This is a genomic window from Chitinimonas sp. (genome assembly GCF_041904975.1).
Classification (GTDB): domain Bacteria; phylum Pseudomonadota; class Gammaproteobacteria; order Burkholderiales; family Chitinimonadaceae; genus Chitinimonas.
On the sequence record NZ_JAYRLZ010000010.1, the window covers coordinates 25,100 to 37,227 of the forward strand.

Below are 12,128 nucleotides of genomic sequence, written 5' to 3' on the forward strand. Positions count from 1 at the left end.
GTGGAAAAATCAGTGCCGGGCGTCGCGCTGGCGGCGCAGGTCGGTAGTGCGCATGCGCGCCTTGCGGCCGGCTTGGCTGCGTGCCTCGCCCACCTTGTCCAGCTCAGCCTGCACCCGCTCGCGGTCGCGCATCTCGGTGTAAATCGATGCGGTGCGGGCGCTGACATGGCCGAGCTTCAGCGTCACCAGTGACAGTGGGTTATCTGCTGTGCTGGCGCGCAGAATGTTCATCGCAGCGGTGTGGCGCAAAGTGTGGGGACTGGCGTGCACTGGCAGATCAGCCGCGCAGCACCATGCTTGCAGCCGTGCCTGGTAACTGCGCACCGACAGCGGCCCCGCGTTGCGGCTGTAAATCAGCGGCGCGGTGTCGAATAGTTCTTGCTGGCCGTCCAGCATGGCTTCATGCACTGCCAGCAGCTCAGTCAAAGCGGCGCGCTCGCGCTGGTACACACCCACCTTGTGGTCGAAGCGCCGCGTGGCCTTGCCGCCCCGCGCCACCACCTGCACGCCCTTGCGGTACTCGGCCGGCACAAACAGCCAGCCGGTTTTCAGGGCGGCCCGAGCATCGGCGATAGTCAGCTGGGCAAATTCGCCAATCCGCAGGCCGGTCTCGATCAGTAATTCCACCCAAGCCGCATCGCGGCGGGCCAACAGGCCGGCGCGGCTGCGTATGGTCTTCAGCAGCAGGCGCTGCTCGGCCTCAGTCAGATAATCCAGTGCCATCGCTTTGACCCTCCCCGGTCGCGTGGTGGCGCGGCCACACGCTGGCCGCTGCGATGCCGGCTAATACCGGCGCATAGTTGGGGTGGTACCGCAGCTGCGACACAGCCGCCCGTTGACGCTCGTACTCACAGCGGGCGCTGCGGCAGAGCTCTGCGAGGCAGGGTTCAGCAGGTCGGTGCGGTGCGCGGCGCATGTTCAGCTGGCCACCATGGTTTCAAGGCGGGCCTTGATTTCCACCCAGCCGCTGATGACTGCGCAGATGTCCTGCTCAAGGCGGGCAAACTCCGCGGCCTCAAGGCGGCGGTCATCCAGGAATTTGCGCAAATGGCTGTGGAAGTCGCCCGTCATCGACCCTTCATCAAGAATCAGGTCGAACAATTCGGCGTCAGGGATCTTGGATAGGTCAGGCAGCCGGTAAAACACCCCGCCAGCAATGCGCGCCATCACCTCTGCCATGGCGGAGGAACCAGTCAGCCGGGTGATGCGGATAATGTCTTCCGCCGTCAGCTTGGCGGTCTCATCATTGGGATTGAGCTTGTTGTACAGCGTGCTTGGGGCACAGCCGAGTTGCTCGGCAAGTTGATCCACCCCGGCTTCATGACTGGCGGCCTGAGCGGCCAAATAGAAATCCCGCGTCCGTGCTTCGCGCATTGGTAATGCCCCGTTGAGTTTCTGATTCAATTCCGAAACGGGGAGTGCCAAAAATACGCTGTCCGCCAAGACACGTGATTTTCCGCACCACCCCAGGCCACCCGCTGTTTCCAGCAGCGGGTGGCTTGTCGTTGTTCAGTGCGTTTTCATGATGAAAGGGGAAGCTGGTAAGGGATGTTCAGCTCACTAGCGAGCTGCTTACACATTGCATCAAGGGCCTTGCTGTCATGCTCGAGCTCTGTCACACGCTTCTCGCGGCAAAGCGTCATGAATAGCCGCATCGTGCTGTTGCGATTGGCAACAAGCGTCTTGGGATTGGCCGCATAGCCCAGCTCTTCGTAATCGTGTAGCGCATCAGCCCATTCATTGAGCTTGGCTTCCAGGAAGTCAGCGCCGCTGACATTACCGTTGGCGCGAACCCGCTCGGGGTTGATGGACTGCAAGTAGGCAACCACCCGATCCAGCCGGATGCAGAGCATCTCGCGCTGCTGACCTGCATAGGGCATATGCCCTATGCAGGTACCCAAAAACCGGGCATTCCAATTCCCCTGCATACGTTTATGTTGCGTTACCCAGTCAAGTCCGAAAATCTCAGCAATCGGCTTGACTGGTACGCAGTCAATGCCTTGTTCGTTCTTGATCACCGGCAGATCGAGTCCGGCGTAATGAATGACGATATGTTGAGTGACATGTTTCATGGCGTTTCCTTATAAGTTCAATGGTGTAAAGCCTTCGATCCTGAGTCAGCTCAAGCAGCCTGTTTGTGTCGGTCGCAATCAGCCATGGCAGCTTTGGTGCGCTCCATGCCTTCCCGAATCAGCTTGAGCGCAAAGTTCGAAGCGCTTCGGCCATCCGCTGCAGCCGCTTGAAACAGCGCACTCTTCTCATCTTCTGGCATGGTCACCACAACGGGTGCCGTGCGGATTGTTTGTTTCTTTGCCATCGCTGCATGCTCCTGTAGGATCAATACATCTTTATATGAATGACCCACAGCTTATGCATCTTTAAATGCATTCGCAAGAGGATTTTGCATTTTTTTATGAATTCACTCCACGAACGAATCGACTGGATCAAGGCAGATCGCCGCCCTCATACCTTCGGTGAACAGGTGGGATGGACTCGCGGTGTGGTGCAAGGAGCATTCCCAAGCACATCCATATCAGCTGATGAACAAAAGCGCCGGAAGGTGCCGGGGGCTGAATTCCTGGGCTTGTTATGCCTGGTAGAAAACGTCTCGATGAACTGGCTGGTTACCGGCACAGGCAACCCGTTCAATTCAGCGCCTGGGCTGTCCGATGAAGCATGGTCTGCGCGACTAACGCTGCACATTGAAGACGCAGAAAACGGCGCCAGCGAAATTCGGCTGTTGGTGGTCAAGAAGGAGAATCGGCTTGCAACGGTGATTTACTGGCCTGAGCAACACTGCGCGGTTGGCGAAACCACGCCAAGTGTTTGGGTTTGGCGTAATGAAATCTGCTCAGGTCAATGTGGTAATCGAACGTCGCAAGCATTGCAGATGGCAGCGGCCGCAATGCCCACTACAGTCTTGAGTCTCGAAGAGACTGACTTTGACCGGCTCGTAAATGGGCAAATGGGTAATTACGAGTTGTTCGGTGTAGGTAGCGCAGAGCCAAAAGGTTTAGTGGCTTTTGCACAAGCAGCGCAGGATGGCGACCTACCCGGGACACAAATCACGCTTGGTTCCGACCTCTCGCGTAACGAAAGCCTACTGATCCAACACTTCCGCCAACTGAGCGCAGCCAAGCAAACTGCATTGTTGAACCTGTTCGACGTGCTTACCGACACGCCAACCGAAGCTGCGCCGATCAATCCCGCCGTACTAGCCAACGTACTGGCCGGCATGCACCGCGCCCAAGATGAGCTACAGCTGAACCTGCCACCGGCCGCTTTTAGCCAGCTCGCTGCCCAGTTTTATGCGCAATACCACGTCGGCGATACCGTCGATTTCCGTCATTTGAAGGAGTTTATGGCAACGGCCGGATAGGCCACGACAAGGAGGAAGCAAGTGAAAGACCGAACGACGATCCAGCAAGAGATCTTCAATGCCATGCGGCAAGCAGTACCAGCCGCAAACGGCGACGCCGTGGTAACGCAGCGTATTCACCAAGGCAGCAATAATCTGCAAATCGGCCCAGCCATGCAGGGCTGCCAGCTTATTGAAGGTGGCGACGGCAATATCCAGGTGCAGGGCGACCTAGCCAACGCTCAGGCGCTGGCCGATCTGATCAGCAGCCTGAAAGGCGGCAGCCATGTCTGACTATCAACGTATTGTCGGCAACAATAATGTGCAGGTAATGGGCCGCCAAGGCCCGCGCAACACGCGGAATCTGGTTGGATGCCCGGATTGCGCAACCCCGATCAGCCGCTCAGCGGACGAGTGCCGTGAATGCGGCTACCCGATTCGCCGAAAAGCCATTGAATTTCAGCTGGAAGCCGAAGCCGAGCGACTTTCCGCCCTATACACCTATCTGGCATTGGGCGCGGTGGCGGCGATGCTGCTGGGCACGCTCTTACCCATCCCCGAACTGAAAGCGCCTTTGTACCTACTATTTTTCGCAGCCGGTTTCCTGACCTTGCCCGTTGGAAAACAGTTGGACGCAACCAAGCGGCAACTCGCACGCATTCGATCAAGCTTTTAACCGGAGGAAGGTAACGTGAAAAAAATAATAAACGTTGTCGCAGCAAGCGTAGCGATTGCTGCGTTGGCAGCGCTGAATATATTCGCATTCAGTTCGAATAAAGCGCACCAAAATAAAGATCAACAACGAGACCTCCAGAAACTTGCCATTCTTGGCATTCTGAATGACCCACAGTCGGCAATGTTCAGGAACGTCTTCCAATCGAAGTCACCACCCCATGCCTGGTGTGGTGAAGTCAATGCCAGAAACAGAATGGGCGGCATGATTGGGTTTACCCGCTACATCGTTGATCTGCCCAAAGACATTAATCGCGACAGCTTAGAAAAACGATCAGAGCTAGACCTACTGCGAATGACAAACGCAATACGTATTGAGCCAGCAGAGCAGGATTACAAGGTCACGTCGGAATATATGAAGTTCCAAAGTGGCTGGCGTCTTTACTGTGAAAGTTAAAGCCCTTTAAACCAGCCCTAAAACCCGGCCGCCTTCGCGGCTGGGTTATCTACGCAACACCCAGGCATTGCCTGATCTGCTGTTGCATCATCGCCATCCCCGCCTGCATGCCACGCTCGTAAGCATCATCAATTTCAGCAGACAGCGCCGCCTTTCGCAGCCTGGCCCGCTGCTCGAATATCGACGCTCCACCATCTGGTTGCGATGCCTTCAGGTAATCATCGCCATTGGTGACGAAGGTTGCGCCAGCTTTCAAGAATCCCGCATCTGCCGTCTCTAGCACAAACACTTGGGCAGATGGGTATCGGGTCACCAGTAGCTTTAGCGGAGCAGAAATACCTGAGTTGTAGGCAAATGCCAGCCAAGGCGCCCTGCCCGGTTCGTATAAAACAAAACATACTTTCATGTGCAAACCCTGAAACAAAAAGCCAGCCGTTCGCTCGGCTGGCTCAATCACAAAGAGAAATTTAAAGGTACGGCGTCGCTACTAAAGCGATCTGGAAACAATCACTCACCCAACAGAACCATCCCGGCCTGACTGACTGCGCCGCGGTCAAACGTCAGGGTCTGCGTGCAGCCGACTTCGCTGGCCATGCGCTCGATCAAGCAATCGGAAAAGTCGGCCGTGCTGTTGGCAAAGCGATGCAACGCCTTCCAGGCGATATCAGCATGCTGCACCAGCAATGCACGAGTACGCAGTAGCGTATCGAGTATCCCCACCAGCTGCGCCCGGTCAACCTTGTAAGCCCGCTGCATCACCCACGTCGCCTCCACCAGTACCACCAGGCTGATAAAGCCCGGCGCGGCCGGCGTCAGGCGCTGAAAAAGGGCCGTCGCCAGCGGCGACTGCACGGGATCATCTTGCGCAAGGTGGCGAACAAGAACATTGGTATCGATGCCGATCATGCTTTGCTGGCGCCTTGGGCAATGGCTTCATTCATCGCTTCAATCGACACGGGTGCGGCCGGCTTGCCCAGCAGCCCCTTGAGGTCATCAACCGACTTGGTTGCCGCAACAATGGCAAATTGCCCCGGTTCCAGCTCAACAAAGTCGATCCGGTCGCCGGCATGCAGGCCCAGCGCGCCCCGGACCGCCGCCGGAATGGTCACTTGCCCTTTGGTACTCAGTGTTGAGGTTGCCATGGTCATCTCCTAAGTTCCTTACTTTATATCACAAAGTAAGGAATCACCCCCTGCTACCCTCACCAACGAGGGTACCAACCCCTCACCGCCCCACCGGCCACCCCTGCACCAGCGCCCGCTTATCGGCAGCGCATTGCCCGTACAGCGTCACCACCTCCCCCATCCAGATCCAGGCCTCATCAAGGCTGGCGCCCGCCTTCGGCACCGCCGGCAGGGCTGGGCAATCAGTCTGCAGGCTCGCCTCGGGCGGCGCGATTGGCGCGGTCGGCGAGGGTTTGCAGGTAGCGCAGCCGCTCAGCATCAGGCTGGCAATCAGCAGGTAACGGGTGAAACAGCGCATAGCGGCGGTATTCCTGGGTGAGTTTGGCAAAGCCGGCATCGAGCGACTGGCCGGCGCGCTGGGCACTGGCAGCGGCCGCGTGGGCGCGGTCCACATTCTCGGCATAAATCCGGTAGCTGTTTTCTGCCTGGTGTAGCGATTCAGTGGCTGCCTGAAGCCGCTCGCGGTTAAAAACGGCCTGCAGGCGCCAGCCATTCACTGCGGCGCCGGCGCCGGCCGCAGCCAATAGCGCCACTGCCAGCGCCGCCATGCGGTAGGGGGCGAGATCCGGCCACATCATTGCGGGTTCTCGTAGCTGATCCACACCGCATCGCCGCTCGCCAGCGAACGGCGGATGCGCTCGAACAACGCCGCAAACGCCACGGCAGACCGCCCAATGCGGTCCGGCCCCTGCGCCTCGCCCACCAGCAAACAGCCCTCGGTATCGCTGGCGGTATTGCCGGCATGGATACGCACACCCACAAAGCCGGGCACATCGTTGATCAGTGGCATCGGCCGGCCAAAGTGCTGGCTGGGCGTGATGGTCACCCGGTAGCGCCCGGCCGGGATTGCCGTTTGCCCCGGCACTTTCCAGCGGCTCACCGGCTCGCCCTCCACCTCGCGTATCGGGTCCTCCAGCGTGTAGCAGGCGTGTTCGCCGTCCACCAGCAGTTCGCCCAGCGTGCAGTCTTCACTACTGGGCTGTCGAATCACAGTCAGTTCCATAGCATCCCTTTCACTTGGCGGCCTGCGCGACAGCAGTGCGCAGGCTGTCCACCGTGGCCTTGGCCTTGGCCGGGCCAAAGCCGTGCAACAGCGCCAGCCGCTGTTCCGGCGTCGCGTCCGATAGCTGGGTGTCGAATAGCAGGTGGTTGATCAGCAGGAGCAGGCTGTCCACATGCTCGCGCTGTTCGCGGTTCTCTTCGCGCCACTCTTCGAGCTCCTTGCGCAAGCTGGCCACCTCGGTGCGCAGCGAGCCCACCTCGGCAATGGCGTCGTTACGCTCGGCGGCAAACTGGTCGGCGCGGGTAAAGGCCTTGTCGCGCTGGTCGACCAGGCCGGCAATCTCGTCCTGCAAGCGCTTGATCAAGTCGGCGTTTTCGCGGTCCACCTTGCTCTGTAACTCTGTCGCCCTGGCATCGCCCCCCACTCGCTGCCAGACGGCGTAGCCCATCCACACCGCCCCTACCAGCGCCGCACCAGCGGCACCCCAAGCCCCTTGCGGGGACAAAAACAGATCGGGCGAATTCGGCACAGCCATCAGTCCCTCCTTAAGCTCGGTAGACGTTCGCGACAAAGCCGGCAAAGCGCATCTGGCTGGCGGGCGGTAGGCTGGCGTTGATGGTCGCTTCGTCAACGACCCATGCGCCATCGTCGCCCGGCGTAGTGAACGCGGCGCGGATCGTCACCACGCCCGCCACCATGGTCGCCAGCAACATGCCCTCGCCCCCACCCCTTTTGTTCAGAGGCATCCTGAAGGTGTCGCTGGCAGGGATGCGCTGATTGCTGCTGTCGCGCAATTCCGCAGTGAAAGTCAGCGTCGTGCCAACTGGGCACGTCGCCTCTCGAAACTGAGAATCGACAAGGGTTTTCGCGGTGTTGTCACTGGCGACATTGGTAATCACCAGGCGTGGGCGTGCGTCGGTGATCGGTGCGGCAAAGCTCGCCCCGTTGTAGGTCCAGCCTGGCCCTGGCCGTGGATTGACGCCGGTCAGATCTACCACCGTCGATGCTTGGGTCTGCGCATAGGCCTGCGTCGAGACAATCACATTGCGCACCACGCCGTTTTCGATCAAAGCAAAGTCGCTCATGCTGGTACCTCAAAGCAAATGACCACACAGCCAGGGGCGCCAGCCGTAGAACTACCGGCGCCGCCACCGCCACCGAAGCCGGTGGCAGACGTACCGCCTCCATTGCCGCCGGCGCCATTGAACGATGCAGCGCCGCCGCCATTGCTAGCGCTGACATTGCCTGGTGTACCAAGAGCAATGCCGGCCGCTTTGACCCAATACGGCAGGACCAAGGCGGCATGCGATCCACCATTGGCGCCACTGTTGCCGCCAGGGGCGTTAATGATTGACGTCCCAGTCACCCCCAGCCCGCTGCTGCCGTTTGCGCCGTAGTTCAGCAGCGGATTAGCCGCGGTAGGTACATACAGCCCACCCAGCAGATTGATTGCCCGCCCGGCCCAAAATTGCAGGTCTACCCCCACCACCGTGAGCATCGAGCCAGGCGTGCTAGGGTTATTGGACTGTGCCGGCTGCCCGCCTTGAGCCGTCAACGTCAGCGAGCCGATGGAAACCGTGGTCGATCCACCGGCATTGCTGCCGACGCCTCCCGCGCCAATGCCAATCGCGACACTGCCGCCGTTTGTAACGCCTACTCGACGATGGTCAATCACGAAAGCGCCGATCGCGCCGGAAGCACCGCCGCTGCCCGCCGTCCCGAGAAAGTAGCCACCGCCACCACCGCCGACCATAAATAGGTAGGTGGCGATCGCGTTTTGCGGGATCGGGATCGATTGCGAGGCTGTCACCAGCTGCGGCTTGGTTAGTACCGTCGCGCCTGGCTGAGATGGCGCGCCCAATGCGCCCTGTATCGAAATTGCCTTAGCGCCGATCGTCATTACATCAGCCCCTGTTTTGCGCGAACCTCAATGCGATCACCGCCCGATAGCGCAGCCGTCACGCCCACCAGCAGCAGCGTCTTGGCGCCCAGCGAATTGCCGGTTTTGTCGATCGAGCTATCCACCGACTGATCACCCAAAAGCGATGCGTTTGGCACGGTAGGCGAGGTCCCGCACTGGGCCGGAATACTCTTAACGTAATCGCCGGTGAGCCGCACCAGGCGCGACCCGGCCGGCACGGCGCCATTGGTGAGCGCTGCGCCGCTCACGGTGATGGCGGTGTCGGTCACCGCGGTAATCGTCAGCACCTTGCCTTCGTCTGGCAGCAGCGCGGCATTGCCGGCTGCCAGCAAGGCACAGCGCTGGCCGATTTCCCAGCGGTCAGCGAGAAAGCCAGCCGTGGCGCGGGTGATGGTGTTTGTGGCGCTGATGGTCACCGCGCCGGTCGCGGCGCCGATCACGGTCACCTCGGTAGCCTCAACCACCTGCAGGCTTTGGCTGCTGGCGCTGTTGCTGCTCACCGTCGCTTCGGTGATACGGCTGCCACCGCGCAGCCAGTCGATCGCGCCCACGGTGCCGCTGGCCGGCGACACATCGGCCAGCACGCGCAGATTGGTGCCGGTGGCAGCAGTCAAGGTGACACTCAGCCCGGGGGCGATTGCAGAGATAAGCAGTGCTTCATAGGCCATGGACGCCTCCTAGAGTTGGTTGTAAAGAGCCAGCTTGCTGCGCCGCATGGCTCGCGCCAGTGCAGCGCCATCGCTCAAATCGGCAGTGGACAATTGCGCAAGCTGGTAGCCATTTGCAGCCGGATTCACCCGCAATACGGCGCCAGCCGTAGCCGGCAGCGGCAAACCTGTCACCGCAGCCGCAGCCGACGCGCTATTTGCTGCCTGCGTGGCAAAAGCCTGCGACTGCCCGGCATACACGCCGGCACTGGTGGCACTGCCGCTGGCGCTGGCTGCGCTGATGGTGGCGCTGCTGGCAGCGTTGTTTGCGCCGGTCAAGTAGCCCTGCACCGTGTTGGCAGCGCTGACAATCCACTGGCCCACCGCCACCATCTGCTTGAGCGCGGGGATAAACCGCAGCGTCCAGCCATAGGGCGCGGCAATACCGGTGTCCGGGTTGTCGTCGTCGCTTACCGTGCTGCCATCGCCACCCACGGCGGGCAAAAACGTCACGCTATTGGCCATTCAGATCAGCTCCTCGATTTCGATTGCGGTGGTGTGTCGGCCAAAGCTCGGATGCCGGTAGGCCGGCAAGCTGCGCAAATGCCCCAAGAAAGCCCGCTGGATGCGGTAAATCGGGTCGGCCGGGTCGTAGAGATAAAACACCTCTTGATGCACGCCCTGTCGGCGCACCAGGTCAAACCCGGCGCCGAAGGCTTCGGCATCGCTCAGCCAGTCCAGGGCGATACGCGCATAGCGCACAGACGGCCGCACGTTGAAGAATTTGTTGCCAGCCAGGCCTTCCATCACCTGGGTGTTGGTGGTGTGCCCATGCTCGGGGTCGTAGCTCAGATTGACCTTGGGCTGAAAGGCCTCAAAGAAGCCAGCCCGGCCCAGTGCGATCACGCCGGCCGGGTTGGTCGGGTCGTTGATCTCTACCAGGCAATAGCGCCACAGCAGCGATGCCGGCCCCAGCGCCCAAAACACCGGTGGGTAACTGGCGGCGCGCTCGGCGGTCAGCTGGCCAGACCAGAAGGACGGATCGAGCCAGCCGACCGTACCGAACGGCAGGCGCGGCCAAGCGCTTTGCCATCCTGAATCCCATGCCGGCGCGGCGAAACTATTGGTCGCGCTGCAGCGGAACCGGATCATGGCGGCCGGGCTCAGATTGCCGACCAACACCAACAGCCGGGCCGGATAAAGCCCGCCCAGATCCACCACAAACTGCGTATTGATCGGCTGGGTGTCAGTCGACACCGCAGTTTCGGCATAGTCGCGCGTCTGCATGGCCGACAGCGGCGCATTGGTCCAGCCGCCACCGCTGAGCGTGGCGCCCTCGATCCGGTTCGGGTAACACAGCATCACATTGGCCATATCAACCCCACAGCCTGAGCGTGGCTTCACCCAGCTCGGCATTCAGTTCCATACCCACCACCCGCAACAGGCGGCCGGCGGTCAAGCCAAAGCGCACATGCTTGAGCAACACGCACTGGTTTAGGTCCAGCGCCGCCAGCTGCGCCGGCGAAAACTCGGCCTTTATCTGGAACATTTGCCGCCCGACCTTGTAAAGATTGAGCCGGCGCTGCGCCTCAGCCTGCGCATCGGCCTGATTCACCAGGCAGGTATCCACCTGCATCGGCTCGCTATTGGGGTGCAGGGTCTTCACGCCGGTATCGTCGACAGTGAGCCTGCGGTAATCCGCTGCTGCCCAGCTCACCCGGGCGCCAGCGCCGCCGGCCAGATCGTTTTGCACCGTGTAATTGCGGGCATAGCCCAGCCGCACCTGCCAGGGCGGAACGCCTTTATCACTGTCGGCGGTCGAGATCAGCGCCAGCTCGATCAGCATGCGGCTGCTGATTGTCATGACGGGCGGCCCGGCCGGCGCCTCCAGCCTTGCCATGCGCAGTCGGCCCAGGTTGTCGATGTAAAACGATGCCGCCACCGCGCTGGCCAGCTCATTCATGGCAGTCAGGGCGGTGGTGTCGCCATCGACCCAGATGCCCACGGCAGCGCTATTGGCGGCATTGAGCGCGGCCACGTCCGGCGCATAGGCGCTCAGGCCCATCTCGCCGGCAATCTGCTGCAGCAGGCTGGCGGCCCGAGTCTCGGTCGTGCTGGCATCCACCGTCACCGTGCCCTTGGCCTGGGTACCAAGCCTGACATAGGTGCCATCCGGGCCAGACCATAACCGGTAGCTGCTGGCAGCTGGCACGGTGGCTTCCAGATCCGCCTTTGAGCTCGCCACGGCGTCGAGCGCAAGGACGATGCCGCGATCAAACACGGCCGATACCGCGCAAGCCTTATCCGAAATCTGATAAATCGATTTCGAGGTATTCACCTGCTTCGGCGCGATATTCATCACCGAGCCGTACAGCCGCGGCTTGGGCTTGTCTTTCAGGTCGGCCACGCCCTCCAGCCCGGCCGGCAGCACATTGTTTCCGGCAAAGCGATTGGGCAGCAGCGGCTTGTTCAGGGTCTGCAGATCATCGCGCAGTGCCAGCCGCACCTTGTCGGTGTCAAAGCTCACCGTGTCGACCACACACACACCAATCCGCGACCAAGCGCCCGGAAACGGCGCACCGTCTTCACCCTGCCAGGCGCGACCCTGCCGGCCGTCGAAGGCATAGCCCAGCAGGTAATCCAGCTGGCCGTCCGCGTTTTGCAGCAGCACCTCACCCTTGGCCATGCCTACACCGCCAAACGTGGTGGCCTTCTCGAATAGATCCCGGCGCAGCAGGTAAGGCTGCATCAAACGGCCGCGCACCATGGCGTTCGGCACCGGGTCAGTAGGTCGGGTGCGAAAGCCCTTGCCGTCGCTCACCCGCAGCGTTTCTGGCTGGCTAGTGGTCAGGTTGACCGCGTCGAATTCCATCACGTTCATGACAG

At 60.8% G+C, this 12,128-nt stretch carries 20 protein-coding genes; 4 read left to right on the forward strand and 16 right to left on the reverse strand.

Annotated features, from left to right (window positions below; translation table 11 throughout):
* Positions 1 to 9 precede the first annotated feature (9 nt).
* The 4 genes from ACE3OH_RS01990 to ACE3OH_RS02005 form a co-directional block, all read right to left on the reverse strand.
* Positions 10 to 723: a tyrosine-type recombinase/integrase gene (locus tag ACE3OH_RS01990; protein ID WP_374347720.1), complete on the reverse strand. Its 714-nt coding sequence runs from the start codon at positions 721 to 723 to the stop codon at positions 10 to 12.
* A 195-nt stretch (positions 724 to 918) separates the two neighbouring features.
* Entirely contained in the window at positions 919 to 1,443 is a 525-nt protein-coding gene (locus ACE3OH_RS01995) for a phage regulatory CII family protein (protein ID WP_374347723.1), read from the reverse strand.
* Positions 1,444 to 1,520: 77 nt separating this feature from the next.
* Positions 1,521 to 2,072: a phage antirepressor N-terminal domain-containing protein gene (locus tag ACE3OH_RS02000; RefSeq protein ID WP_374347725.1), complete on the reverse strand. Its 552-nt coding sequence runs from the start codon at positions 2,070 to 2,072 to the stop codon at positions 1,521 to 1,523.
* Between the two features lie 50 nt (positions 2,073 to 2,122).
* Positions 2,123 to 2,317, reverse strand: coding sequence for a hypothetical protein (locus ACE3OH_RS02005; RefSeq protein ID WP_374347727.1), 195 nt, complete (start codon positions 2,315 to 2,317; stop codon positions 2,123 to 2,125).
* Positions 2,318 to 2,413: 96 nt separating this feature from the next.
* Here ACE3OH_RS02005 and ACE3OH_RS02010 point away from each other — a divergent pair, with 96 nt between their 5' ends.
* From ACE3OH_RS02010 to ACE3OH_RS02025, 4 genes are read left to right on the forward strand one after another with little or no spacing between them, the layout of a single operon-like run.
* The gene (locus tag ACE3OH_RS02010; protein ID WP_374347729.1) at positions 2,414 to 3,379 is read left to right on the forward strand and encodes a hypothetical protein; all 966 of its coding nucleotides are present in this window, start codon (positions 2,414 to 2,416) and stop codon (positions 3,377 to 3,379) included.
* Between the two features lie 21 nt (positions 3,380 to 3,400).
* The gene (locus ACE3OH_RS02015; RefSeq protein ID WP_374347731.1) at positions 3,401 to 3,652 is read left to right on the forward strand and encodes a hypothetical protein; all 252 of its coding nucleotides are present in this window, start codon (positions 3,401 to 3,403) and stop codon (positions 3,650 to 3,652) included.
* Positions 3,645 to 4,034 (forward strand): hypothetical protein, encoded by a 390-nt coding sequence (locus ACE3OH_RS02020; RefSeq protein ID WP_374347733.1) that lies wholly within the window; start codon positions 3,645 to 3,647, stop codon positions 4,032 to 4,034. Before ACE3OH_RS02015 ends, ACE3OH_RS02020 begins: the two co-directional genes overlap by 8 nt.
* A 15-nt stretch (positions 4,035 to 4,049) precedes the next feature.
* Complete coding sequence (locus ACE3OH_RS02025; protein WP_374347735.1) at positions 4,050 to 4,487, forward strand: hypothetical protein; 438 nt, start codon at positions 4,050 to 4,052, stop codon at positions 4,485 to 4,487.
* A gap of 49 nt (positions 4,488 to 4,536) precedes the next feature.
* Here the strand turns inward: ACE3OH_RS02025 and ACE3OH_RS02030 are convergent, their stop codons facing one another.
* The 12 genes from ACE3OH_RS02030 to ACE3OH_RS02085 all read right to left on the reverse strand — a co-directional run.
* The gene (locus ACE3OH_RS02030; protein WP_374347737.1) at positions 4,537 to 4,893 is read right to left on the reverse strand and encodes a hypothetical protein; all 357 of its coding nucleotides are present in this window, start codon (positions 4,891 to 4,893) and stop codon (positions 4,537 to 4,539) included.
* Positions 4,894 to 4,994: 101 nt separating this feature from the next.
* Positions 4,995 to 5,393: a PIN domain-containing protein gene (locus ACE3OH_RS02035; protein WP_374347739.1), complete on the reverse strand. Its 399-nt coding sequence runs from the start codon at positions 5,391 to 5,393 to the stop codon at positions 4,995 to 4,997.
* The gene (locus ACE3OH_RS02040; RefSeq protein WP_374347741.1) at positions 5,390 to 5,629 is read right to left on the reverse strand and encodes an AbrB/MazE/SpoVT family DNA-binding domain-containing protein; all 240 of its coding nucleotides are present in this window, start codon (positions 5,627 to 5,629) and stop codon (positions 5,390 to 5,392) included. The genes ACE3OH_RS02035 and ACE3OH_RS02040 overlap by 4 nt, the downstream gene beginning before the upstream one ends.
* A gap of 224 nt (positions 5,630 to 5,853) precedes the next feature.
* Positions 5,854 to 6,249, reverse strand: a complete 396-nt coding sequence (locus ACE3OH_RS02045; protein WP_374347743.1) for a hypothetical protein — start codon at positions 6,247 to 6,249, stop codon at positions 5,854 to 5,856.
* Entirely contained in the window at positions 6,246 to 6,674 is a 429-nt protein-coding gene (locus ACE3OH_RS02050) for a DUF5675 family protein (protein ID WP_374347745.1), read from the reverse strand. Before ACE3OH_RS02050 ends, ACE3OH_RS02045 begins: the two co-directional genes overlap by 4 nt.
* Positions 6,675 to 6,684: 10 nt before the next feature.
* Positions 6,685 to 7,209: a hypothetical protein gene (locus ACE3OH_RS02055; protein WP_374347747.1), complete on the reverse strand. Its 525-nt coding sequence runs from the start codon at positions 7,207 to 7,209 to the stop codon at positions 6,685 to 6,687.
* 10 nt (positions 7,210 to 7,219) lie between these two features.
* A complete protein-coding gene (locus ACE3OH_RS02060) occupies positions 7,220 to 7,759 on the reverse strand; it encodes a hypothetical protein (protein WP_374347749.1) in 540 nt (179 codons plus the stop codon).
* On the reverse strand, positions 7,756 to 8,484 hold the full coding sequence (locus ACE3OH_RS02065) for a hypothetical protein (protein ID WP_374347751.1): 729 nt from the start codon (positions 8,482 to 8,484) through the stop codon (positions 7,756 to 7,758). The genes ACE3OH_RS02060 and ACE3OH_RS02065 overlap by 4 nt, the downstream gene beginning before the upstream one ends.
* 89 nt (positions 8,485 to 8,573) lie before the next feature.
* On the reverse strand, positions 8,574 to 9,263 hold the full coding sequence (locus ACE3OH_RS02070) for a hypothetical protein (RefSeq protein ID WP_374347753.1): 690 nt from the start codon (positions 9,261 to 9,263) through the stop codon (positions 8,574 to 8,576).
* Positions 9,264 to 9,272: 9 nt separating this feature from the next.
* Positions 9,273 to 9,767: a hypothetical protein gene (locus ACE3OH_RS02075; RefSeq protein WP_374347755.1), complete on the reverse strand. Its 495-nt coding sequence runs from the start codon at positions 9,765 to 9,767 to the stop codon at positions 9,273 to 9,275.
* Positions 9,768 to 10,616: a hypothetical protein gene (locus ACE3OH_RS02080; protein WP_374347757.1), complete on the reverse strand. Its 849-nt coding sequence runs from the start codon at positions 10,614 to 10,616 to the stop codon at positions 9,768 to 9,770. It abuts the gene before it with no gap.
* 1 nt (position 10,617) lies between these two features.
* On the reverse strand, positions 10,618 to 12,128 hold a 1,511-nt coding region (locus ACE3OH_RS02085; protein WP_374347759.1), incomplete at its 5' end, for a hypothetical protein.

Bases quoted from the DNA above. Each gene is read 5' to 3' on its own strand.
- ACE3OH_RS01990 (WP_374347720.1), bottom strand. From the start codon at position 723: ATGGCACTGGATTATCTGACTGAGGCCGAGCAGCGCCTGCTGCTGAAG.
- ACE3OH_RS02000 (WP_374347725.1), bottom strand. From the start codon at position 2,072: ATGAAACATGTCACTCAACATATCGTCATTCATTACGCCGGACTCGAT.
- ACE3OH_RS02005 (WP_374347727.1), bottom strand. From the start codon at position 2,317: ATGGCAAAGAAACAAACAATCCGCACGGCACCCGTTGTGGTGACCATG.
- ACE3OH_RS02010 (WP_374347729.1), top strand. From the start codon at position 2,414: ATGAATTCACTCCACGAACGAATCGACTGGATCAAGGCAGATCGCCGC.
- ACE3OH_RS02020 (WP_374347733.1), top strand. From the start codon at position 3,645: ATGTCTGACTATCAACGTATTGTCGGCAACAATAATGTGCAGGTAATG.
- ACE3OH_RS02030 (WP_374347737.1), bottom strand. From the start codon at position 4,893: ATGAAAGTATGTTTTGTTTTATACGAACCGGGCAGGGCGCCTTGGCTG.
- ACE3OH_RS02035 (WP_374347739.1), bottom strand. From the start codon at position 5,393: ATGATCGGCATCGATACCAATGTTCTTGTTCGCCACCTTGCGCAAGAT.
- ACE3OH_RS02040 (WP_374347741.1), bottom strand. From the start codon at position 5,629: ATGGCAACCTCAACACTGAGTACCAAAGGGCAAGTGACCATTCCGGCG.
- ACE3OH_RS02045 (WP_374347743.1), bottom strand. From the start codon at position 6,249: ATGATGTGGCCGGATCTCGCCCCCTACCGCATGGCGGCGCTGGCAGTG.
- ACE3OH_RS02050 (WP_374347745.1), bottom strand. From the start codon at position 6,674: ATGGAACTGACTGTGATTCGACAGCCCAGTAGTGAAGACTGCACGCTG.
- ACE3OH_RS02055 (WP_374347747.1), bottom strand. From the start codon at position 7,209: ATGGCTGTGCCGAATTCGCCCGATCTGTTTTTGTCCCCGCAAGGGGCT.
- ACE3OH_RS02060 (WP_374347749.1), bottom strand. From the start codon at position 7,759: ATGAGCGACTTTGCTTTGATCGAAAACGGCGTGGTGCGCAATGTGATT.
- ACE3OH_RS02070 (WP_374347753.1), bottom strand. From the start codon at position 9,263: ATGGCCTATGAAGCACTGCTTATCTCTGCAATCGCCCCCGGGCTGAGT.
- ACE3OH_RS02075 (WP_374347755.1), bottom strand. From the start codon at position 9,767: ATGGCCAATAGCGTGACGTTTTTGCCCGCCGTGGGTGGCGATGGCAGC.
- ACE3OH_RS02080 (WP_374347757.1), bottom strand. From the start codon at position 10,616: ATGGCCAATGTGATGCTGTGTTACCCGAACCGGATCGAGGGCGCCACG.